The organism is Paenibacillus sp. ICGEB2008, assembly GCF_000307675.1.
Lineage (GTDB): Bacteria > Bacillota > Bacilli > Paenibacillales > Paenibacillaceae > Paenibacillus > Paenibacillus polymyxa.
The window spans coordinates 26,268-49,571 of record NZ_AMQU01000002.1 but is presented as its reverse complement, the minus strand read 5'-3'; the positions used below and the strand labels follow the sequence as shown (position 1 = coordinate 49,571).

18 protein-coding genes and 1 pseudogene are annotated in these 23,304 nt (G+C 46.3%); 6 read left to right on the top strand and 13 right to left on the bottom strand.

The features are described 5' to 3' along the window. Positions 1-537: 537 nt before the first annotated feature. From C400_RS0100775 to C400_RS0100735, 9 genes are all read right to left on the bottom strand, one after another. Entirely contained in the window at positions 538-990 is a 453-nt protein-coding gene (locus C400_RS0100775) for a hypothetical protein (RefSeq protein WP_017425649.1), read from the bottom strand. Between the two features lie 47 nt (positions 991-1,037). Next, on the bottom strand, positions 1,038-2,009 hold the full coding sequence (locus C400_RS0100770; protein ID WP_172494045.1) for an ABC transporter ATP-binding protein: 972 nt from the start codon (positions 2,007-2,009) through the stop codon (positions 1,038-1,040). Next, on the bottom strand, positions 1,996-3,033 hold the full coding sequence (locus C400_RS0100765; RefSeq protein ID WP_017425647.1) for an ABC transporter ATP-binding protein: 1,038 nt from the start codon (positions 3,031-3,033) through the stop codon (positions 1,996-1,998). The genes C400_RS0100770 and C400_RS0100765 overlap by 14 nt, the downstream gene beginning before the upstream one ends. A gap of 59 nt (positions 3,034-3,092) precedes the next feature. Beyond that, entirely contained in the window at positions 3,093-3,938 is an 846-nt protein-coding gene (locus C400_RS0100760; protein WP_016820191.1) for an ABC transporter permease, read from the bottom strand. 4 nt (positions 3,939-3,942) lie between these two features. Next, a complete protein-coding gene (locus C400_RS0100755; RefSeq protein ID WP_016820190.1) occupies positions 3,943-4,893 on the bottom strand; it encodes an ABC transporter permease in 951 nt (316 codons plus the stop codon). 73 nt (positions 4,894-4,966) lie between these two features. Continuing rightward, positions 4,967-6,586, bottom strand: coding sequence for an ABC transporter substrate-binding protein (locus C400_RS0100750; protein ID WP_017425646.1), 1,620 nt, complete (start codon positions 6,584-6,586; stop codon positions 4,967-4,969). Positions 6,587-6,745: 159 nt separating this feature from the next. Continuing rightward, positions 6,746-7,108, bottom strand: coding sequence for a DUF1304 domain-containing protein (locus C400_RS0100745; protein WP_026065336.1), 363 nt, complete (start codon positions 7,106-7,108; stop codon positions 6,746-6,748). A 135-nt stretch (positions 7,109-7,243) separates the two neighbouring features. Next, positions 7,244-8,755 carry a methyl-accepting chemotaxis protein gene (locus tag C400_RS28370; protein ID WP_017425644.1) on the bottom strand — a complete coding sequence of 504 codons (1,512 nt, stop codon included), beginning with the start codon at positions 8,753-8,755 and terminating at the stop codon, positions 7,244-7,246. Positions 8,756-9,014: 259 nt separating this feature from the next. Next, positions 9,015-10,268: a cation:dicarboxylate symporter family transporter gene (locus C400_RS0100735; protein ID WP_017425643.1), complete on the bottom strand. Its 1,254-nt coding sequence runs from the start codon at positions 10,266-10,268 to the stop codon at positions 9,015-9,017. 311 nt (positions 10,269-10,579) lie between these two features. On the opposite strand from C400_RS0100735, the gene C400_RS0100730 reads away from it, so the two are divergent. Next, complete coding sequence (locus tag C400_RS0100730; RefSeq protein ID WP_232795291.1) at positions 10,580-11,785, top strand: sensor histidine kinase; 1,206 nt, start codon at positions 10,580-10,582, stop codon at positions 11,783-11,785. Between the two features lie 5 nt (positions 11,786-11,790). Next, positions 11,791-12,722: pseudogene (locus tag C400_RS0100725) on the top strand (response regulator). A 102-nt stretch (positions 12,723-12,824) separates the two neighbouring features. On the opposite strand, the gene C400_RS0100720 reads toward C400_RS0100725, so the two are convergent. Beyond that, positions 12,825-13,307, bottom strand: a complete 483-nt coding sequence (locus tag C400_RS0100720) for a MarR family transcriptional regulator (protein WP_017425640.1) — start codon at positions 13,305-13,307, stop codon at positions 12,825-12,827. Positions 13,308-13,409: 102 nt separating this feature from the next. Then, positions 13,410-14,903 carry a monooxygenase gene (locus C400_RS0100715; RefSeq protein WP_017425639.1) on the bottom strand — a complete coding sequence of 498 codons (1,494 nt, stop codon included), beginning with the start codon at positions 14,901-14,903 and terminating at the stop codon, positions 13,410-13,412. A 306-nt stretch (positions 14,904-15,209) separates the two neighbouring features. On the opposite strand from C400_RS0100715, the gene C400_RS0100710 reads away from it, so the two are divergent. Further along, entirely contained in the window at positions 15,210-15,707 is a 498-nt protein-coding gene (locus C400_RS0100710; RefSeq protein ID WP_016820181.1) for a DinB family protein, read from the top strand. Between the two features lie 185 nt (positions 15,708-15,892). Continuing rightward, complete coding sequence (locus C400_RS0100705) at positions 15,893-17,092, top strand: MFS transporter (protein WP_017425638.1); 1,200 nt, start codon at positions 15,893-15,895, stop codon at positions 17,090-17,092. A gap of 23 nt (positions 17,093-17,115) precedes the next feature. On the opposite strand, the gene C400_RS0100700 is transcribed toward C400_RS0100705, so the two are convergent. Next, positions 17,116-17,937 carry an endonuclease/exonuclease/phosphatase family protein gene (locus C400_RS0100700; RefSeq protein ID WP_017425637.1) on the bottom strand — a complete coding sequence of 274 codons (822 nt, stop codon included), beginning with the start codon at positions 17,935-17,937 and terminating at the stop codon, positions 17,116-17,118. Positions 17,938-17,942: 5 nt separating this feature from the next. Then, the gene (locus C400_RS0100695; protein ID WP_016820178.1) at positions 17,943-19,607 is read right to left on the bottom strand and encodes a PTS transporter subunit IIBC; all 1,665 of its coding nucleotides are present in this window, start codon (positions 19,605-19,607) and stop codon (positions 17,943-17,945) included. Positions 19,608-19,852: 245 nt separating this feature from the next. On the opposite strand from C400_RS0100695, the gene C400_RS0100690 reads away from it, so the two are divergent. Both C400_RS0100690 and C400_RS0100685 read left to right on the top strand, forming a co-directional pair. Then, positions 19,853-20,860: a LacI family DNA-binding transcriptional regulator gene (locus C400_RS0100690; RefSeq protein ID WP_017425636.1), complete on the top strand. Its 1,008-nt coding sequence runs from the start codon at positions 19,853-19,855 to the stop codon at positions 20,858-20,860. Between the two features lie 155 nt (positions 20,861-21,015). Then, complete coding sequence (locus tag C400_RS0100685; protein WP_016820176.1) at positions 21,016-23,298, top strand: glycoside hydrolase family 65 protein; 2,283 nt, start codon at positions 21,016-21,018, stop codon at positions 23,296-23,298. Positions 23,299-23,304 lie beyond the last annotated feature (6 nt).

Genomic DNA, 23,304 nt, shown 5'->3' with positions numbered 1-23,304 from the left:
AGAGTGCCTAAACCGGTGCACCTAATCGGCCTAGACACTCTCACATCAACCTAATTATATCGCCTATTTTCCCCAGTAAATGTTTCGGAATTTGGTAAAAAAATTTTAAACATACTGGCTTAGCCTATAGCAAAATATTTAGACAATTATTAGTTCCTCATATAGCAAATATGAGATCATGCGCTTCCTGCATAGTCAGATTATTCGTCTTTACGCCCTCTCTTATCTCTTAGGTGGTATAATAGCCAGTTAGAAGAATCCTACCTACTACGTTTAAATAAACTACATTAGTCACGAACGAGTTTTTTGCTCCATATTTCACAGGGGTTTTGAATTCCCGAACACTTCACCATTATATAAAATAGATTTTTTTGTCTTGATGTAAATTTCGCATATATTTAGGTGAAATCCCCTTATATATATTTATTCATAATAAAAAAACGAAATAAAGTATTATCCAGAAAGATTATGTCTTATAGTAACATTTATACCGCAACCTTCCACATCTGTTGCTTTTGCAGAACGAGCTCTACAAAGTCAACTTTTAATCTGTGCAGCAGGCACAATGCGGTACAATCCTGCAGTATCGCCAGTTGCGGGCCGTACCTCCTGAATGACCCAACCTAACGACAGCACCTGCTCCAGCCGATCATATTCGGCCTGCGTCAGTTCGGATGTGACAGCTTCGCTTCCTTCCTCCAGAGACAGCTCTGGCTCACCTCCAAGCGCCACGGCAATCCACGTACGAATGCCACGGATCGTATTGTACTTGATCTGATACCCGTCTGTTACCGCGCTGACAAACACCTCCGGTTCATTGGCCGCCAGCCCGGTGGCAAGCTCCGCATAATCAAATTGTCCGTCCGTTGGCAGCTCATTTTGCTGCACCCGACGGATGAGTTCCTCAGGGGACCAGCCTAATGAACGTAAAGATTCCAGCATGAGCGCGTCCCACTGGGAAATACGTACTCTATTCGTTGATTCAGTCATCGTTTTTTACCTCCTATAGGTTATGTACACGTACAACCAATCTTAACCTAACGGCTAACCGGGTACGCCACATAATGTCCGGGACTAATTTCTTTCAGCTCGCCAGCATCGTTGCTATCCTTGTCCCATACCCATGAACCGTCGGGTTGAGCCAAGCTATTCTGCCGCTCGCCGACCGCTCTCGGATCAGGCACAGGGATGGAGGAGAGCAGCGCCTGCGTGTAGGGGTGAGCGGGCTGCTCATACAGTTCATCTGCGTCGGCTACCTCCACCAACCGTCCATGATACATCACGCCGATTCGATCCGAAATATGCCGCACCATCGACAAGTCGTGAGCGATGAACAGATACGTCAGTCCGAACTCCTGCTGGAGATCCTCCAGCGTGTTAATGACCTGCGCCTGGATGGACACATCCAGGGCCGAAATCGGTTCATCACAGACGATGAACTCGGGATTCACGGATAAGGCACGAGCGATGGAAATCCGCTGGCGTTGACCGCCGCTAAACTCGTGCGAATAGCGGTACAGGTGCTCTCGCTTCAGCCCTACCTTCTCCAGTAAAGCCACTACGGCATCCTTACGCTCACTGCCCTGATGCAATCTGTGAATATCCATCGGCTCACCAATCAGGTCAAGCACGTTCATACCCGGATTAAGCGAGGAATATGGGTCCTGAAAAATGCTCTGAATACGCCGACGTAGCGGCTTGAGCTGCTTGTCATTCAGCTTGGAAATATCCTGACCGTCAAAGCGTACCGTACCTTCCGTATAATCGTATAACCGTGTCAGGCAGCGTCCAACTGTCGATTTGCCACTACCGGACTCACCAACCAATCCGAACGTCTCGCCGCGCTTGATGTGGAAGCTTACGCCGTCAACCGCCTTGAGCACCTCGGAGCTGCGCCCTAACAAATCCTTTGCGGTCACAAAATGCTTCTTAAGCTGGTGTACCTCCACCAAGGGCTGATCCTCACCCGCCACATGGTTGGCCTCTCTCAACGCTTCATTCACCGTCATTCCCCTCCTCTGCACGATCCGCTTCGGACGTCTCGTAGACTCCGGCAGGCACAGCGTCCGGCTCGTTCAGCCAGCAGGCTGCTCGCTGCTCAGGGCGCAGCTCCACCATCGGCGGCCGCTCCGCACAGCGGGCAAACGCGTGCGGGCACCGTTCCATGAACGGACAGCCTGATGGCGAGTTCAGCAGATCGGGGGGCGTGCCCTCAATCGGCACCAGCCGCTCACGGAAGCCGTTCGTACGCTGGGGTACAGAGCGCAGCAGACCCTGCGTATATGGATGCCCAGGACGATAGAAGATATCGTCCACACGCCCCTCCTCCATCACCATGCCTCCGTACATTACGATGACACGGCTGCACACCTGGGCGACGACGCCCAGATCATGGGTGATCAGGGCAATCGCCATATCGGATTGCTGCTTGAGCGTCTTGAGCAGCTCCAAGATTTGCGCCTGAATCGTCACATCCAGCGCTGTAGTCGGCTCATCTGCAATCAGCAGTTCCGGACTGCACGAGAGCGCCATTGCGATCATCACCCGCTGACGCATCCCTCCGCTGAATTGATGCGGGTATTGATTCATTCGACGCTCCGGTTCAGTAATACCTACCTGTCGCAGTAGCTCCACAGCTGCCTGCGTAGCTGCTTCCTTGCTCAATCCTCGATGCCTGCGAATCACCTCGACCAGGTGATAGCCTACTTTTTTGACCGGATTCAGCGAGGTCATCGGGTCCTGAAACACCATTGCGATTTGGTTACCGCGTATTTTACGCCATTGTTTTTCTGTCAGCGCGGTCAAACTTTCTCCACGGTAACGGATATCGCCGTTCAGCCGCTTGCCGGGCGGGGCAATCATCGACATGATCGCTTTCGCCGTAACGCTTTTGCCGCTACCGGATTCTCCTACAATTCCTACCGTTTCTCCAGCATCAATATGAAAGCTAACCCCTCGAACGGCCTGATTCTCCCCCTCACGAGTGAAAAACGAGACCTCCAGCTGTTCGACGGACAGCAGATGTTCTGTCATTGTGTTTTCGCCCCTTCCTGTCGCTCCTGGAGCCATTGTTAATGGATCTATGCTGTAAATCACCGTTTTACTAATTTGGGCTCAAAGCCTACACGCAGTACATCTCCCAGTACATTAAAGCTCAACACGGTCAGTAAAATAAGCAGTCCCGGAAACAATGCCATATATGGTGCCTGTGCAATATAACCTTGGGCATTATTCAGCATACTGCCCCACGTAGCGTTCGGCAGTTGAACACCAAAGCCGAGAAAGCTCAGTGATGATTCCATCATAATGGCTGAAGCGATATTGTTCGTCGCTCCTACGATAATGACTGGAATCAGATTGGGAACGATGTGCTTCAGGATAATGCCAAATGTACTTTGTCCTGAAGCCTTAGCGTATAGTACATACTCCCGTTCGCGCAGCGTCATCGTCTCTGCCCGCACCACCCGGGCGATATTCATCCACATGAGCAGGGCGATAATGACAATGATATTGCCAACGCCTGGCTTCAAAAACACACTAAGCAGCAATATAACCAGAAAAGACGGAATCGACATGATTAGCTCCAAAATCCGCATAAGCAGGTTGTCAATCCACCCGCCAAAATAGCCGCTCACAATGCCTACCACTGCACCAATACTGGTCGCAATAATCATAGACGCAAAGCCAACCAGCAATGATACACGACCGCCATACAGCGCTCTTGTAAAATAGTCCCGACCGTAATCGTCCGTTCCAAACCAGTGTGCGCCTCCGGGTGGTTGGAGGCGCTCCAGTACGTTCAGCTTATTCGGGTCCTGCGGTGATAAAAATGCGAAAATCGCTCCCAGCGAGAATACGATCAATAGTATGAGGGCGACGGCGCCCATTTTGCTCGTCATCAGCTCGATCCCGATGTTGCGCCATTTGCTCCGATTCATGTTTTCACCTCGTTGATTTAATTCTCGGGTCCGCCATGCTGTACAAGATATCTGCCAGCAGATTGCCCAGGATCAGCAGCAAAGCGGAAAATAAAGTAATCCCCATAATGACGGGATAATCCATTCCTTTTACAGCCGTCATACCCAGCGAGCCAATGCCCGGCCAGGAAAATACCGTCTCCGTCACAATGGCTCCCGCCACCAGGTCCGCAACCGACATACCAAGCAGCGTAATGATGGGCAGCAGCACATGCTTGAGCACGTGTCGAAACAAAACCAGTCGTTGTCCAGACCCGAACGCGTATTGAATCTGCACGTACTCTTCCTTAAGCTGCGTAATCGTGCTGGAACGGATGTACCTCACATAGACAGATAGAAAGCCAAAGGCCAGTACAAAACATGGCAAAATGCCATGCTTGATCACATCCAGCACCGAATCCGTTCCGATCGTACGCATCCCTGTACTTGGAAGCCAATGCAAATAAATTGCAAACAGATAAATAAGCAAAATGCCAAGCCAAAACAATGGGACTGAAATACCGATGTACGACATTAAATTAATGAGCTTGTCGATCCAGCGATTCCGATTGGCCGCAGCAATCAAACCAAGTGGAATTGCAATCAACACAGCGAGTATGATGGAGGCGCCCATTAACCCCGCTGTCGCCGGGAGACGGTCGAGAATCTGATCCAGTACAGGCTGATGATTAATTAGCGAATAACCTAGATCTCCTGTCAGGCTTTTTTTAAGCCATAATATGTACTGTACATAAGCGGGCTGGTCCAGCCCCAAGCTATGCCTCATTCTTTCAATATCTTCCAGATGCATATTCGGTGTAACAAAAGAGAGAACCGGATCACCTGGAGCCAGCTTGATCAAGCCGAAGCAGACGATGGACACAAAAAATAGCATCGGTATAACTTGCAGCAACCTTCTGGCGATGAGTTGTCTCATACGTTTTCCTTCCCCTTGCTGTTTTCGAAAAAAATAAGCTGGTTACCCCAGCTTATTTTTTGAAAACCCTGTCTTATTTGTGATAAATTTTGGACAAATCCTCGAAAATCACGACCGGCTTCAACACAGCCTGATCAATACCGCCATACTGCTTGTCGAAGGCCACAATCGTTTTGGTGTATGCAATTGGGTAGATAACCGCATCATCAGCCAAAATTTCTTGTACCTTTTTATAAATTTCTCCACGTTTAGTCGTATCCGACTCACCCGCGCCCTCTTCCAACAACTTATCTACTTCTTTATTAGAATAATGCGAATAGTTGGAGGACGATCCCGTGCTATACAAAATACGATACGCATCAGGGTCATACCCCATGATATAGCCGCTGATCGCCAGATCGAAATCCTTGGCATTCGTATCAACGAATTTTTGCGACCACGCTGAGGAATCCATACTGTTCACATCCAGCTGAACGCCAATATCCTTGAACTTCTGCTGGATATACAGCGCCTGTGCTTCCTGAACCTTGTTGCCGCCCGGAATGATAATGCGCAGCTTCAGCCCTTCAGCGCCGGCCGATTTCAGCAGCTCCTTCGCCTTGTTCACATCATTATTGAAAAATGCAACATCATTCGTGTGATACAGTACATCCTGTGTCAAAGCGGACTTTGCAGTATCTGCATAATCTTTGGAGCCATACGATACCTGGATCAATTCATCCTGATTCAGTGCATAAGAAAGCGCCTGACGTACTTCTTTTTTGTTCAACTGCTTTGTATCACTGTTTTCATTAAACATCAGGTAAGCCAAGCGGCCTTCGCTGTAAGGGAAAATGTCAAACTTATCTGTCGCTTTAATGGTGTCTACGTTTTGTGGGTCGAGATAGTTTACATTGATTTCACCATTTTGCAGGGCTAAATTAGCAGCATTCGAATCTTTAACAATTCGATATGTCACAGAATCCAGATGCGGCTTGCCGCCAAAATAGTTATCGAACCGTTCAAGTGTAACGTACTCGCCAGTTTTGTACTCTTTAAATTTGAAAGGACCTGATCCAACCGGAGTGTTGTTTTTCGTGCTTTTCTCAATATCCGCTTCATTCTCAAAAATGTGCTTCGGAATCGGGGATACCTGTACCAGGGCCGCCTCAAAAGCTGGGGCTGGCTGAGGAAGCTTGAAGTCCACCGTCGTATCATCAACCTTGCTCGCCTGTACCGGCTTGCCGTTGACCATAAAATTACTTCTCAAGAAGCTGTGCTGCTTCTCATCTAAAATTTTGTTAATCGTGAAAACGACATCGTCAGCTGTCAGCTTCTCGCCATCATGCCAAGTCAGATCCTTTTTCAGTTTTAGTGTATAGGTCAACTTGTCTGTCGAAGGAGTCAGGCTATCTGCCAAATAAAACGTCTTCTTGCCATTGTTCACTTGGAACAAAGGTGCAAATATCGCTTGATCTATCGTCAGACTTACCCGGTCACCCGCATAGTTCGGATTCAGCACCACCGGATCGGCTTGCACGCCGATAATCAGGCTGCCACCATCTTTGGGCTGTCCGTTATCGGCTGTAGTTGCATCTGTGCCAGACGCACTACCATTCGTCGCAGACGAAGATCCCGAATTTCCGCCGGAGCATGCACTTACTACCAACATTAATACGATGAATACGAATATACCTGTCAAATTACGACGCATCGCTCTAGCCTCCAAATTCTTTAAGTATGTATTGAAAAATATTATAAATCGGAATAGTCGGATTTACAATCGTTCAAAAACTGTTTATTCCCCTTGTCATTAGCATTGCAGACATTATGTGATCGAATTAGCAAAAAAGACACCCGTTAAGGGCGTCTTTTAGAAGACCAGCAAACTGATTAATGCCAAGATGGCAGGCAGACCTTGCTTTAATAAAATAGACTTATTAGCCGTTAATGCACCATACACTGCAGCCACTACTACGCAAATGACAAAAAATAATTCGATTTGCTGCCCGATCACAGGATCGGGATAGATCAAGCCCCACACCAATCCAGCAGCCAGAAATCCGTTATACAGCCCCTGATTGGCTGCCAAGGATTTGGTCACTCCTGCCAGTTCCTTCGAGGTACCGAACGTACGCATCGCGCGTGGAGTCGTCCACAAAAACATTTCCAATACTAAAATGTACACGTGCTCCAGCGCTACAATTCCAACCAATATTGAACTAAGTAGGCTCAAATCGCTTCCTCTTTTCCACATGAAATTACTCTGAGGTCATCTTAGATTGATCCTCAAAAGTATAGTTCATCTACCAAAAGCAGTAAAGAGACCGAGCCTATGGCCCGGTCTACTATTTACATGAAGTCTAAAGCCTTACATCGTTCTCGCAAAATCCAACAAAGCTTTGGACATACTGTTGATCTCGTCCGTAGATGCATTGACTTGCTGTGTTAGCGCGGCTTGTGTTTGTGTCAGCGTAGACATATTCCCGATGTTGTGCAGAATTCGCTCGATGAGTGTTTTCATTTCGTCCAGACTGGTCTCGATATTCCCGGTCGCATCCGCACTATGGATGGCAAGTTTTCTGACTTCATCTGCAACTACTGCAAACCCCCGTCCCTGCTCGCCTGCACGCGATGCCTCGATTGCAGCATTCAGACCCAATAGATTCGTTTGATTCGCAATCTCTTTAATGAAGTTCGAAATGTTTTGCGTCTCTTCTGCACTGACTTTGGCCTGATTCGCTGCCTCTGTCGATTGCTCTTGAGCCGTAGCCAATTCCTGTGCCTGGTTACTAACCGAGTTAACACCGTTCACCATTTCTGTAATGGAATCGGAGAGATGCTGAATTTTGAGCGTAAGCTCGTCTGCAACAGCCTGCTTTTCCTTTTCCACTGTGATATCACGGATGGTTCCGGCAATGCGAATAGGCACTCCTTTGCTATCGCGTATGCTTCTTCCACTGTTTTGATACCAGCGATATTCTCCATTTTTACTTTGTAGGCGACATACCATATCATATGGCGTACGATCTGAATAGTCATTTAAATGATCGACTACAGCCTTAACTGCATGTTCGGCATCATCAGGATGTATACGCGAACTCCAGCTGCTTAATACACTTGGAAAGTCCTTCTCGTCTGTAAAGCCCAAGGTGTTGCGGAATTGCTGGGACCACCAAAATATATTATCCGGGTGCTCAATGTCTCCATCCACCAAAATGACGTCATAGGGTGCCTCCACCAAAACACGATTGATGAGATCAAATCTGGTAACTAGCGCCTGAAGCTCCTCGGACTTAATCTTCTGATCGTGCACATCCAACAGAGCGCCCGCAATACGAAGCGGCACTCCCTGCTGGTCACGGATCGTCGTTCCGGTAGCCCGGAACCAGCGATATTCTCCATGCTTCAGCCTCAAACGATACTGTACGTCATAAGGGGTTTTCCCCGTAGTATCCAGTAAATGATCAGACAATTCTGCCAAAGATCTGTCATAGTCTTCGGGGTGTAGTTGAGATGACCAGCTGTCCAATACATTGGGGAATTCCTTTTCGCTCTGATATCCCAGCATAGAACGGAATTCTTCGGACCATGTGAACGTATTACTTGGATTGACGGGATCACCCGCAATGACCTCCATGTCCCATAAGCCAATCTCTATCGCCTTGGTAACAAGCTTCAAACGGATATCAACATGTTGAGCATCATTTTTCATGGACTCTATCGCTTGGTTGACATTGTTTGCGATTTCTTGAATTTCAGGAGATGCTGAGGAAACCTGTATTGCAGCAGAATAATCCTTTTGCTGTATTCTTTGTGAGAGTTTGCGGCTTTCTTCTACTAAAGGAGCAAGTGATTGAGACTCATTTTTCTTGAGAAACATATATGATCTTCCCTTCTAAGCCAGTTATATAAAACGGTATAATTTAATATCGGAATTTTATTAAGAATCATTATAAATAAATCTATAATCGTATAGGTATTAAGACTTATTTTTCGTGTCCATATACCTATATATCCATACAAAAAACATCGAAAAATGTCGAAAAAGGAAGTATGTTAACAAGTCTGGAAACAAAAAGAACACCTCTGCATTACTTCGCAAAGGTGCTCTTGGTATCCACTATTCGGTTCAATGTATCTTATTTAATTGAAGCAACGTATTCCTCGCCTTTTTCTTTATCATATTGTCCTTCCCATTTGGACATGACTACAGCCGCAAGCGAGTTTCCTAAAACATTGACTACCGTACGCGCCATATCCAGAATACGATCAATACCAGCGATAAAGGCCAGACCTTCCAGCGGGAGATTCACTGCTCCCAGCGTAGCGAGCAACACGACAAAGGAAGCGCCCGGCACGCCTGCAATCCCTTTGGAGGAAATGATCAGCACGAGTACCAGCGTGATTTGGGTCGTGATCGGCATATCAATGCCATACATTTGGGCAATGAAAATTGCAGCCAGTGCTTGATACAGCGTGGAGCCGTCCAGATTAAAAGAATATCCGATCGGAATGACAAAGGATGTGATTCCTTTCGGACACCCGAATTTCTCCATCTTCTCCATGATCTTAGGCAGAACACTTTCCGAGCTGGCCGTCGAATATGCAAGCAACAGCTCACTTTTCAAAATTTTAACCATCGTCCAGAGACGGGTACCGCAAAGCTTGGCGATAATTCCAAAGACAACCACAATAAACAGTAACATGGAGCCATACACTGACAGTACAAGCTTCAATAACGGCCATAACGAGGCTAATCCAAACTTGGCCACTGTCGTGCCAATCAGTGCAAATACACCGAACGGAGCGAGGCGCATGACCTGATTGGTTACCCAGAACATGGCGTCGGCTACACCTTCAAAGAAATTCAGCACAGGCTTGCCCTTGTTACCAATCGCTGCCACTCCTAGTCCGAACAATACAGAGAAGAATATAATAGCCAGCATATCTCCTTCGCCCAGGGCTTGAATAACATTGGTAGGTACGATGTGCACAATCGTATCTATAAAGTTATGGCCTGACTTTTCCGCAGTCTCCACATAGGAATGGATATCGCTCTTGGCCAGGTGGGACATGTCCACGCCCTCACCGGGACGAACCAGATTGGCAACAAGCAGACCAAACAGGATCGCAATGGTCGTTACAATTTCGAAGTACAGAATCGACTTCCCGCCGAGTTTCCCCAGTTTCTTCATATCTCCGACGCCGGCTACACCAATAATGAGCGTTGAGATTACAATAGGTACGACAATCATCTTGATTAAGCGGATGAAAATATCACCGATCGGCTTTAAGTAGACTTCCACCCCTGAATTGCCGTAAAATAAGGCACCAACAATAATACCTAAAGCCAGACCGATAAAGATTTGCATTGTTAAATTAATCTTTTTCACTTCATGTCCCCCCTGGCTGGTTTGTATATTTTTGCAGTATGCAGCTCTTAATATTCAGATGATGTTATTTATACTACAATCCGAACTATAAAAACCGACAGTTATCTACACATGTATTTGTTTTTTTCTATAAATTCACAAGTATTAATGCTAAGCCTGTGAATTTATCTTACATTGACTTTCTGAAACAAATACCCGGAGGTGAATATGGATGAAGCTAAATACCCTTCTTTTCCTGCTGATGCTTATCTTTGTACCCCTAGCAGGTGAGTTGAATATTCACCCGTTCGATAATACATTTCGTCTCAGCTTTGGTACGCCCGTATTTTTTTTCTTTTCTGTTATCTATACGTCATATTCCACCTGCATTATCGGGAGTGTTTGCAGGGATAGCAGTAGTTGCATTTCGTATTTCACTCAATCATTACCTTCATCCCGGCTCTTCCTTTGAAGAATTAATGACCTTGCATGGACCTACCTTTTTTTATTATATGGTTTATGGCCTGCTCTTTCAGGTTCTTAACATTAATGCTGAGCCTTACCGCGCACTGCGTGTGGGCATCCTCTCTGTGGGAATTGAGGTTGCCGCAAGTGTGGCAGAGCTTAGTGTCCGGCGAAGCATTGACGGTGATTTCTGGGACATCGTTAAGATCAGCAAAGTGGCTTTTATGGCCATGATCCGCAGCTTCTTTGTGCTTGGGTTCTATAATATGATTCGATTAAATCAATCTGTTCAGCATGAAGAGGCACAAAGACAGCAAACGGAGCGAATTTTACTCCTGGTATCGGACTTGTATGAGGAGTCAGTCCAGTTAGGCAAAACTTTGTCACATGCAGAGCAAATCACCCGTGAAAGCTATGAGCTATACCGCGAGCTGCAGCAGGATGAATCTCTGAAAGATAGAGAACATTACGCCAGACAGGCACTTCGTATTTCCGGACAAGTCCATGAGATTAAAAAAGACAGCCAGCGGATTTTTGCCGGTTTGTCCAAGCTCATTGATTCGGAAAGCGACGTGCATTATATGACCTCACAGGAACTTGGCGAGCTGATCGTCCGAACAAACAGCAAATACGCTCAATCGCTAGGCAAGTCTATCCGTTTCACGCTGAATTTCGATCCTTTGTTGCCCAAACTGCATGTTTATACAGTTCTCACTCTGATTAACAATCTGACCTCCAATTCAGTAGAAGCGATGAAAGACAGTGGAAGGATTGACGTCTCCATTCATTTTCTACCAGGACAAGAGGATATAATATCCTTTAGTGTCACCGATAACGGTCCAGGTATTCCTCAGCGCAAACGGGAAATGATCTTCACACCGGGATACACGACCAAGTATGATGAGGGAGGACAGCCTTCGACCGGCATGGGTTTATTTTATGTGCGTGAAGTCGCGGAGAGTCTTGATGGAACGCTTGAACTACTACAGAATGAAGATGAGCATACAGATAAATTACAGACCACTTTTAGAATCATATTACCTTTACGGAAACTGACGGAGAAAGGAAGATAGCCCGGATGCGTTTTTATATTGTAGATGACGATCAGGGGATTCGTTCGATGCTGGCAGACATTATTGAAGACGAGGGTTTAGGAGAGGTTGTTGGGGAAGCGGAGGATGGTTCCTACGTGAATAGCGGCCTGCTGGAGCTGAACCGAATTGATGTATTGCTGATTGACCTGCTGATGCCGCTTCGTGACGGCATTCAGACCGTGCGTGCACTCGGTGATCAATTTAGCGGAAAAATCATTATGATTTCTCGGATTGAATCCAAAAACATGATCGGTGAGGCGTACTCACTCGGTATTGAATATTATATTGCCAAGCCCTTAAACCGACTGGAAATTATTGCAGTTATCCAAAAAGTAACCGAACGCCTGCGCATGCAGCAGTCGATTACAGATATTCAGCGCACATTGCAAGGACTGTCGATGTTCACATCGAATAGCCCATCATCTACACTGGAACCGACTCGAAACATTGTAAGTTCGGGACAGTTTCTGCTCTCCGAAATGGGGATGATTGGCGAAGCCGGAAGTGTAGATTTACTGGATATGTTGGAATACTTGGACCAATATGAGGAGGAAACAGGCAATCTATCCCCCTATCTGTTTCCCTCGCTAAAGGATATATTTGCTAATATAGCGTTGAAACGATTAGGAGACTCAGCTTCAGCAATAGAGCTAAGCAAGGAAATCAAGGCATCGGAGCAGCGTGTCCGCCGCGCTATTTTCCAGACATTAAGCCATATTGTATCGCTCGGGTTGACCGACTATACCCATCCTAAGTTTGAAAATTATGCATCCAAATTTTTTTGATTTTACAGAAATCCGCAAAAAAAATGTTGGAACTGCAAAACAATGTGGAGCCTTCACTATCTCAAGCCCGCATTAATACGAAAAAGTTCGTGCAGGTGCTCTATATGGAAGCAAAACGGCTATTGCATTAAAAGAAAAGCACCCGCATCTCTCCATGTGGCTATCACATGAAGAATAAACAGGTGCACATTGTCGATGATTTAAATGTCCTTTGAATTGAGACTCATCTTCTGCTACTCCATAGCTTCCAAGAAACCTACGCCATCGGACAGCAGACGCTTCAAGACATTTAGTTCTTCCGAGCTGTAACGATCTAAAAATTGAAATAACTGATGCTGTGCCTTAGCATGCAGCCGATCATGTACAAGAAAGAGCTTTTTCCCCAACGGGGTTAGCCGAAAATAAATCTCTTTTTTGTTGTCGTTCAGCTGGGTTCTGCGAATCCAGCCTTCCTTGAGCAGCTTGGTGCTAACTTTCGAAACGGTCCCCTTGCTCAGCTCCATTCGTTCCGCTAAGGTTGTAACATTGATCGGCTCATGCCTCCCAATACAATCCATAACGTGCACATCCGTCATATTGAGCGAAGTCATTCCGTCAAAGTGCTCGCGGATTTCCTCGAGAAAGATCATGCCCTCTCTCTGCTGATGCTGCTCCAGCTGGTGATTCATCTTAATAAGCAAATCATAGACATGCTGAACCGATGTCGCCTTCTCCATACGAACAAGTAGTCACTCCTTTGGCATACTCCTCCTTTCATTATAGCCCACATTTGTTTCACAGGAAACAATATGGTCATGATCATACCTTTTTCCTTTATATTAACGTGACAATGCATCCTTAATAACACTCAATATATCCGTTTGTTTCACAGAAACAGCCCAAGCGATATACCCATCCGGACGGATGAGAACCGTATGCACATCTCTCCATCCAACGGGCAATTCTTCAGCTACGGCCTCCACATATGAAATATGTGAAAGTGAGATATGGCGAAACTCATTCGATACCTTAGTATCCTGTGCAAGATGGAGAAGCACAAATCGGCCTTCATGAAGAAGATCGTAAGCATACGATGTCACTCCGTTAGGCAACCGCAATTCAAAATCAGCAAACCGTTTCCCGTTCAGCGGATGCTGCGGTATATTGCCAGCCCCTGGATAACATACATCCAGTGCACTAATCTGCTCTGCCATAGACCGATTAATTTCCGGATGGCGGAACCATTCCTCATGTAATTGGCGGTGCGCCAAGACAGCAGGCGTAAAATCCATTAAGCGGGTCTGAACCTCGGTATTCCGTAAAAACTGCGTATTAACCGGATAGCGTTCGTCATGATAGCTATTCAGCAGCGTGTCTGGAGCCCAGCCACGAATCACTCCTGCTAGCTTCCATCCCAGATTCGCAGCCTCTTGCAAGCCAACATTCATTCCCTGCCCACCTGCCGGGAAGTGGATATGCGCAGCATCACCTGCTAGCAGGATTCTCCCTTTACGATAGGTCTGCGCCTGCCGCGTTGCATTCCCAAATCGAGATAACCAGCGAGGATTGGATACGCCAAGATCCGTACCAAGCAGATCGTACAGCTCTGTGCGCACTTCTTCCAGCGTTACAGGTGCGTCTTTCGGGACATCCATCAATCGAAGTGTAGTCAAAATAACCCGATAAATACCTGGAGACACGGGGGCAATCATCACCCCGCCTCGTTTACTATATTCGGAATGTACGCCATTTTCAGGCGGATTGGCTAACTCTACATCCGCTAATACAGCAGTCAGAGTAGTATCCGTGCCCGGAAAAGCAATCCCCGCTTGTTTCCGCACGATGCTCCCGGCCCCATCCGCTCCTACGACATAGGCAGCAGTCATCACCGATACATTGGCTTGTGGTCCAGACGCGCGTACACTCACCACTTCTACGCCCTGCTCCTGCTCCCGTACAGATACCACTTCCATGCCACGATGGACGACAACTCCCAGCTTGAGCGCATGCTCCTCAATCAACTGCTCTGTAATCACCTGTGGGATAAACAATGTATAATTGGAGGAACTATCAAGCACAGAAAAATCCAAGCGGGTATCCAGCATGGCAAAGTGACCTGTACGTATAGGTCTGCCGTGCTTCATAAACCGCTCCTTCAATCCACGCATATCAAACATCTCAAGTGTCCGTGGATGTAGCGTAAGCGCACGCGACTGGCGAATAGGCTCCTCCAAACGTTCAATTACACATACGCTTACCCTCGCCAATGCCAACTCAGCAGCCAACCACATCCCAACGGGTCCGCCGCCTACAACAATCACTTCGTAATCCATGTTCACACCCCTATCTAAAAACTTTATTCCCACCACATATTGTTTCAACAGAAACAATATATATATACAGAAAGCTCCCCTTAACGTTTCCGTATATACTAAACAACACATATAAATGTCGTTTATTGTTTCCGTTGAAACAATACTATTGTAATTTAATTGAGAACAATTATCAACTACTTTATTAAAATGATTTCTGCCCTTTATTTTAAACCACGTATTCATTTACATTTTGGAAAATATAATTGTATAATCGTAAAATAAGACTAAGCTAGAAACAAGCTCTCATAGAAGGGATGATCCTACATGTCGGATGCCAACCAATTATTCGGTCAAGCGCTGGTTAAATCACTGGTCGGGGAACGTGGACATATTCGCGTGGCTCGGGCTTTGCCAGATATTAACGTCGAGCTAGCAGGGAAGAAAAACGCAGAAATGCCCTACAGCATTTATCAACTACTGAAACATATGATTTACTGGCAGCAATTTATGTTGGAGCATTTGGAAGGACGGAAGCCCCAGCTTCCGGGCAATGTCATGGAAAGCTGGCCCGAAGAAACTGGACCGCAAAGCGAAGAGGCATGGCAGGCTGTCATTAATGAATTTTTACAAGGCGTAGATCGGGCAGTGCAAATTGCCGAAACCGCGCAACTGGATGAATCACTGGCTCATTTCCCAGGTGAAACAAAAGCGGGATTGCTGCGAAATATCGCTTCCCACAATTCCTATCATTTGGGTGAAATTGTACTGCTGCGCCGTATTTATGGAGCTTGGCCACCACCAGGAGGCGGCTTTCCTGCATAAAGGCACACCTACCCTTGCCATACGTGTCACAACTCCAAAATGGCATTGGGATTTAGGCACAGCGTAGAGTACGCCTGCGTATCCTATGAAGGAACCCGCTAGCGAATGGAAGCCGTTCATGCATAATCAGGAGTCATCGGAAAAACGGTTCCCATAATGCAAGCTCAAAGAGAGGCTTCTAGGATATGGTAAGAAACTTATATTTAAATCGTAATATTGCCTGTATGATCGTGATCAGCCTTATTGCTAACATGAGTGGAAGCATGATCCTTCCACTCTTTGCTATTTATGTAGAGCAATTCGGGATATCAACACTTGGCATGAGCATTTTATTTTCTTTGTTTTATGTGGGAAGATTTCTTGGTGGAGGCATGGCAGGACAAATATATGAAAAGATCGGTGCAAAACGCTTGGGGTTGAGCTTACTCATCGCCGAAATTGTTTGTATGCTTCTGTTCCCGGTTGCAGGAAGCTTCATTGTTTTATCTATACTTAGACTTCTTCAAGGCTTGGTGGCTATAGGGCTAACCGTCTTCGTCAGAGTCACGATCAACCATATGAGCACCGCAGAGAATCGAGGCACGCTCAATGGATATATCAGCAGCAGTGAAGGTGCTGGTATGATTTTAGGCCCTCTTATAAGTGGAGTTATCGTTTTTTATTTTTCTTTATCCTTTCCATTCTATTTCGTTGCTTTTTTTGCCTGTATATCCTTCGTTGCCGTTTCAAGAATGACTTTCGCTAATTCTCTCTTAAAGCCACAGCCACAGCATCCCCCCTTTCAAAAATCGCAGAGAAGAATCAAATTAACGAAACAGTTGTTGCTTTATTCCACCGTTCATTTTCTTGAAATGAGTGCATTTGCTATATTTTTAACATACTTCTCAGTATATGCGACCTACAAGCTCCATTGGAGTCCAGCAGAAATCAGCTTAGCCTTTACAATCATCGGCATATCAACCTTTGTATCAGCACCCTTTATTGGCAAAATATCTGATATACTCAAGGATCGCTTGCTGCTATGTATCATCGGTCTATTGTTGATCATGATGGAAATCATCCTATTTCTGTGGTTCACAGAACCGTGGATCGTATACTTAGGGATGTTCATCGGAGGTATAGGAGGAGCCAGCTATCTGGATTCCTTTTACTCGCAGCTAGGAGATGTTATTCCTGAAGACAATAGAAGCTCATTTATCGGCAATGTCGTATCTTTATCCGAATTGGGGGCCATTGCGTCTCCGATCATCGCAGGTGCACTCATGGAACGTTTTAGCCTCAGTACCCCCTTTTATTACAATATGATATTAGTATTGATTGCGATTGTTATTCAATATGTCATTCGATTAAAATCGAACTCCGTAAAAAAAAGGCCAATCGCATAAGCAACTGGCCTCCTTTGTGTTCATCACAGTTCCAACTCGACTGCAACGCCGAAATGATCGGATACAACGGGTCCTGTTTTCCCGTTCAGTACGACCGTTGAAGATTGAACATGTGCGGCCTTATTGGAAAAGATGTAGTCAATACGGAGCGGCTCCGCATTACTTTCCCAGCCAGCAATAGCCTTGATAACCGTGTGTCCTGCATCACGTACAGCTGCATTCGAATAGGTGTCCGACCAACCGGATTGCAACACATAGTCATATCCTTCTCCGCGCACTTCAGCCGCGTTGTTGAAATCCCCCATCACAAACATAGGAGCCGGAGCTAAAGGAGCGAGCACTTCGATTGTACGATCCCATAGTCCGCGGAAGGATTCCTCATCATTCCACCAGTTATAATGCCCACTGACAAACCAGGCCTGCACTCCGTCCACCACAGTCTGAATGCCCACAATTTTACGCGAGCGGTAGTTGTCATAGTCCTGTACCGAGGAAACATATTCGTTCACCGTAGCTGTAATCGGTGCTTTGGACAGAATCGCCAAACCCTCGTCATATTTGGCAAAACCCACATGCGCAGGAGCCCACGTCCAGTGATAGGCATCGGACAATAGCCCATTCAGTACATAAGCATAGTTATCACGTTTAATGACAACTTCAGGATCTGCACTATAGTACGCGCCCAAATCGTCCGCTGACAAAGGAGTCTCTTTCATGGACTGATTCACTTCCTGCAAAGCAATGACATCAAACTGCTGTTCATCAATAAAAGCAGCCAATTGCTTCAGCTTATCGTGCTGGTTTTCTTCCATCCAAGCATGTGCATTTAAGGTTAACAATTTCAAGCTAATCACCTATTGAGTATGTCTTGTATATCTGATTTAAGCACATCGGCCTTTGGTCCGTAAACCGCTTGTACCCCATTATCTACTTTAATTAAGCCCAAGGCGCCTAGCGCTTTCCACGTCTTTTCATCCCCGACAGCTTCTGTATCCTTCACCGTCACACGCAGACGGGTCATGCAAGCATCCACCTCGACAATGTTCTGCTCACCCCCAAGTGTCTTGATGATATCCGCAGCCAATTGATTTTGAGTTGAAACCGCTGCCACACCATCCGTTAATGTACTCTCTGCCTCGGAAGTCGCTTGAGGCTCCTCATCCGTATAGTTCCCCAGTCTTCCTGGCGTAGCCATTTTGAATTTACCGATCATAAAATACGCGATAAAGTAGGTTGCTACCGCAAACACAACACAAGTCAGCACGAAGTTGATTATATCCTGTACCAACCCCGCATTTATAGACAATGGCAATCGAGTCAGCAGTTCAATCATACCAAATGAATGTAAACGCAGATGTATGATATCAGCCATTCCGAACGCGATTCCGGTAAGAATAGCATAAACTACATACAACACGGGCGCTACGAACATAAACATGAACTCCAGCGGCTCCGTCACCCCTGTTAAAAAGACGGCTGCTGCTGCAGAGAAAATCATTGACTTGTACTTGCTGCGTTTATCTTTATCTACGCGGCGATACATAGCCACGGCCAGCCCCATAAGGATACCCGCTCCGCCGATCATCTGTCCTACTTTGAAGCGGGCAGGCGTTACGTCTCCCAGCAAGCTGTTGTAGGCTGCCGGATCCGTACCACGAAGTGCACTGAGATCACTAGCCCAAGCCAGCCACAGCGGGTCTTGCCCAGCAACAACGCTTCCTGCTCCAGAACCCGTGAGCACCGTGTAAACGCCACCAAGTTGAGTATAGTTAATAGGAACGGTCAGCATATGATGAAGACCAAAAGGAATCAGCAGTCTTTCTAGTGTACCATAGACAAACGGCGCTACAAAAGGAGCCGACTCTCCCGAAGTCGCCAACCAGACGCCAAATTGGTTAATCCCTCCTTGGACAAATGGCCAGACAGCAGACATGATCAAACTAACGATTACAGACCATAAAATCACGACAAAAGGAACAAAACGCTTACCGTTAAAAAAAGCTAGAGCATCGGGGAGCTTGCGGTAATTATAATATTTATTAAATACCACGGCCCCAACGAAGCCGGAGATGATACCGACAAACACGCCCATATTGAGTGCAGGCGCCCCCAAAATAGAGGTGAAATAACCACTAACTGGAATCGTTGCACCGAAGAGGGTATGGGTAGTTGCTCCCTCTTGTGTTAGCATCTTCGAGGATACGCCCAAAATCGTTCCTGTTGAAATATTGATGAGAACAAAAGCAATTAAGGCCGCAAAAGCTCCGCCCGCTCGTTCCTTAGCCCAGGAACCACCAATCGCCACGGCAAACAGGATGTGTAAGTTGTTGATAATACCCCAACCCAGATTCTCCATGACCCCGCCGACAGTCACCCAGAAATGAATATCGCCAGCCAACATCGCTACTACTTTACCAAGTGAAATCATAATCCCGGCTGCTGGCATGACAGCAACAACCACAAGAAGTGCCTTCCCAAGCTTTTGCCAAAAATCAAATGATAGAAGTTTTTTCATGCTCGTTCAGTCTCCATCCCTTATAGTATGTATAGCATGGGTAGTGCTCAATAAAAAATATTATGCAATCGGTTGCACGATTATTATAATGATATCGCTTTCTATTGGCAATACCCTAGTTATAAATATCTTGGTTAATGATGATAGAAATACTCGAAAAAGCCGCTAATTTGTTGAAATTGGAGCAATATCGTATGATAGAACATAATATTTTCTGCTTGAGATAGCAAAAGGAGACGAAGACGATGGCAGTAACCATCAAAGATGTCGCAAAACGTGCTAAAGTTGCTACTTCCACCGTATCCCGTGTCATTCAAGACAGCCCCAAAATCAGCGAAGCCACCAAGGCACGCGTTCGCAAAGAAATGAAGGCGCTTGGCTATGAACCCAACTATTCCGCTCAAAGCCTGGCTAACCGTGTCACACAGTCGATAGGCATTATTATGCCTGAATCGGACGTGGCGATCTTTCAGAATCCTTTCTTTCCAGAAAGCCTACGCGGGATCAGCGAATGGGTAAACGAGCACAACTATACACTGTCGATTGTCACAGGCAAGACGAGTGATGAATTGCTATCCCGCGTAAAGTTGATGACCCGGACCGGACGCGTTGACGGCTACATTGTCCTGTACTCCAAGCAAAAGGACAGCATCGTGGAGTATCTTCATAAAGAGAAAATCCCCTATACCGTCATCGGCAAGCCTCAGCAGTTTGTCAGTGAAACTACCCATGTAGACAACGATAACTACCAGGCTGCCAAAGATGTGGTCACTTATTTGACGGGGCTGAAGCATGAGCGCATTGCTTATGTTGGCGGTGATCAGGAACACATCGTAAATCTTGAAAGACTCCGAGGCTACCAAGATGCACTACGAGAGGCTGGCTTGCCTCTACCAAAAGAATACGTGGTTAGGGAGCCCTTTAATCTGGAGGACATGCGCACGTTATTACAGGCTTCCCCGCCACCTACAGCGATGATCGTTAGCGATGACCTTGTAGCCATGGCCGTACAGAAAATGCTTGCTCAGTTAGGCGTATCCATGCCAGAGCAGCTCTCCATGGTGAGCTTTAATAACTTGATGCTGGCTGAGCTGATGAATCCCCCTCTTACTTCCGTGGATATTGATATCTTCAGCCTTGGTTATCAGGCTGCCAAAAGTCTGATCGAAAAAATTAAAGACCCGAAAGAATTGACCAAGCACATCATTGTTCCCCACCGAATTGTAGAGCGCAAATCAAGCCAGACACTATGAATCTCTAAGAAATGAACAAGAACTGATTTTGTGGATATTCATAAAATCAGTTTTTTTTGCGTTGACAGGGCAAACGGTTGCACTATATACTGAACTCGCTCATATATTGGTTCCGTTAAAACAACGATCTCATTTTCCGAGAGGGGTACGCAATCATGGTTTACAACCGATTATTTGACGTAGATAGTTGGAAGCTGACAACACACACTCTACATAGCACACACATGCGATTACAGGAAAGCTTAACGTCCATAGGCAACGGTTATATGGGCATGCGCGGCAATTTTGAAGAAACTTATTCAGGGGATCATCATCAAGGGACGTATATCTCCGGTATATGGTTCCCTGACAAAACAAAGGTAGGCTGGTGGAAGAACGGCTATCCTGAATATTTTGGCAAGGTCATCAATGCCATGAATTTCATCGGCATCCGTCTGATTGTAAACCAAGAGGAAGTGGACTTATTTACGGCACAGATCAGCGATTTTGTGCAGGAGCTGGACATGAAGCAGGGAATCCTGCGGCGCGCTTGTACTGTGAACGACCAGGTTCGTATCACTACAGAGCGTTTTCTGAGCATTACTACACGTGAATTATGCCTGATTGATTATCAGGTCGAAAATATAAGCGATCAGCCTTTAAGCATTGAGCTTGTTCCTTATTTGGACGGCAATACGAAAAATGAGGACACCAACTATGACGAGGTATTTTGGCTGGAAGAGGCCCGTGAGGTTCAAGAGCAATTCATCAGCCTGTCCACAACGACGATAGATAATCCCTTCGGTATTCCGCGCTTTACCGTAAACGCTACCATGGGTATTGTAACCGAGGGGCAAGATGAGCAGACGACGGAAGAGGGCTTTTTGTATGCTGCACGCCACTATCAATATAACGTCTCGCCAGGTGACCGTATCCAACTGCAAAAAATTGTAGCCGTCACCACTTCACGCGATATGGAAAAGGATGCATTGATTCCGCAAGGTGAACGCATCGCCGTGGAAGCTGTCAACAAAGGCTACACCTCTCTAAAGCAAGAGCATATCGACGCTTGGGCCAGACGCTGGGACAAGGCAGATGTCGAAATTGAGGGGGATACGGAGGCCCAACAGGGAATACGTTTTAACATTTTTCAGCTATTCTCTACGTACTACGGTGAAGATGCCCGTCTAAATATTGGACCGAAGGGCTTTACGGGTGAAAAATATGGCGGTGCCACCTATTGGGATACAGAAGCATATGCCGTACCTATGTACCTGGCGCTTGCAGACCCGGACGTAACGCGAAATCTGTTGCTGTACCGTCACCAACAACTGGAAGGTGCCAAGCATAACGCAGCCCAGCAAGGGCTTCGAGGGGCATTGTACCCTATGGTCACTTTTACAGGCGTGGAATGCCATAACGAATGGGAAATTACCTTCGAGGAAATTCATCGTAACGGTGCGATTGCTTATGCCATTTACAATTACACCAATTATACGGGGGACTTGACCTATCTGCATGACTACGGAATCGATGTACTAGTCGAAATTAGCCGCTTCTGGGCCGATCGAGTTCATTTTTCTAACAGTCGTCAGCAGTATATGATCCACGGGGTTACCGGGCCGAACGAATACGAGAATAACGTCAATAACAACTGGTATACCAATACGTTGGCTGCGTGGGTTCTGAAATATACATTATCGGTCTTGCCTCAAATTTCGACTGAGAAAGCGCAGCGTCTGGCAGTTACAGCTGATGAGCTTGCACATTGGCAAGATATCATCAACAACATGTATTATCCGTATGATGAAGAGCGGGGCGTCTTCGTACAGCACGATACTTTTATGGATAAAGATTTGCAGCCTGTATCCACTTTGCATCCGAGCAATCTGCCACTTAATCAGAAATGGTCATGGGATAAAATCCTACGTTCCTGCTTCATTAAGCAAGCAGATGTGCTGCAAGGGCTCTATTTCTTTGGAGACCAGTTCACGCTGGAGGAAAAAGCGCGAAATTTTGCATTTTACGAGCCGATGACCGTTCATGAATCCAGTCTATCTCCTTCGATTCATGCCGTGCTGGCCGCTGAACTCAAAATGGAAGATAAGGCAGTCGAAATGTATAAACGGACGGCCCGTCTGGATCTGGATAACTATAATAACGATACCGAAGACGGACTCCATATCACCTCCATGACAGGAAGCTGGCTGGCGATTGTACAGGGATTTGCCGGGATGAGAACCTATAATGAAACACTCAGCTTTTCCCCTTTTCTACCGAAGGACTGGAACAAATATACGTTTAAAATCAACTATCGCGGCCGCTTGCTAAGTATTCTCGTACAGGAGGGTGAAGTAATCATTACCCTGCTGGACGGAGAACCGCTGACGCTGGAGCTGTATGGACAGCCAACGCACATTACCAGTGGGCAATCGTTAATGGCGAACAGTGCTTCATAAATGGAC

Excerpts from the sequence above, each read along its gene's own strand:
- C400_RS0100760 (WP_016820191.1), bottom strand. The coding sequence starts at position 3,938 with ATGAATCGGAGCAAATGGCGCAACATCGGGATCGAGCTGATGACGAGC.
- C400_RS0100710 (WP_016820181.1), top strand. The coding sequence starts at position 15,210 with ATGTCGGATGCCAACCAATTATTCGGTCAAGCGCTGGTTAAATCACTG.
- C400_RS0100685 (WP_016820176.1), top strand. The coding sequence starts at position 21,016 with ATGGTTTACAACCGATTATTTGACGTAGATAGTTGGAAGCTGACAACA.
- C400_RS0100690 (WP_017425636.1), top strand. The coding sequence starts at position 19,853 with ATGGCAGTAACCATCAAAGATGTCGCAAAACGTGCTAAAGTTGCTACT.
- C400_RS0100770 (WP_172494045.1), bottom strand. The coding sequence starts at position 2,009 with ATGACGGTGAATGAAGCGTTGAGAGAGGCCAACCATGTGGCGGGTGAG.
- C400_RS0100775 (WP_017425649.1), bottom strand. The coding sequence starts at position 990 with ATGACTGAATCAACGAATAGAGTACGTATTTCCCAGTGGGACGCGCTC.
- C400_RS0100720 (WP_017425640.1), bottom strand. The coding sequence starts at position 13,307 with ATGGAGAAGGCGACATCGGTTCAGCATGTCTATGATTTGCTTATTAAG.
- C400_RS0100695 (WP_016820178.1), bottom strand. The coding sequence starts at position 19,607 with ATGAAAAAACTTCTATCATTTGATTTTTGGCAAAAGCTTGGGAAGGCA.
- C400_RS0100705 (WP_017425638.1), top strand. The coding sequence starts at position 15,893 with ATGGTAAGAAACTTATATTTAAATCGTAATATTGCCTGTATGATCGTG.
- C400_RS0100755 (WP_016820190.1), bottom strand. The coding sequence starts at position 4,893 with ATGAGACAACTCATCGCCAGAAGGTTGCTGCAAGTTATACCGATGCTA.
- C400_RS0100750 (WP_017425646.1), bottom strand. The coding sequence starts at position 6,586 with ATGCGTCGTAATTTGACAGGTATATTCGTATTCATCGTATTAATGTTG.
- C400_RS0100765 (WP_017425647.1), bottom strand. The coding sequence starts at position 3,033 with ATGACAGAACATCTGCTGTCCGTCGAACAGCTGGAGGTCTCGTTTTTC.
- C400_RS28370 (WP_017425644.1), bottom strand. The coding sequence starts at position 8,755 with ATGTTTCTCAAGAAAAATGAGTCTCAATCACTTGCTCCTTTAGTAGAA.
- C400_RS0100715 (WP_017425639.1), bottom strand. The coding sequence starts at position 14,903 with ATGGATTACGAAGTGATTGTTGTAGGCGGCGGACCCGTTGGGATGTGG.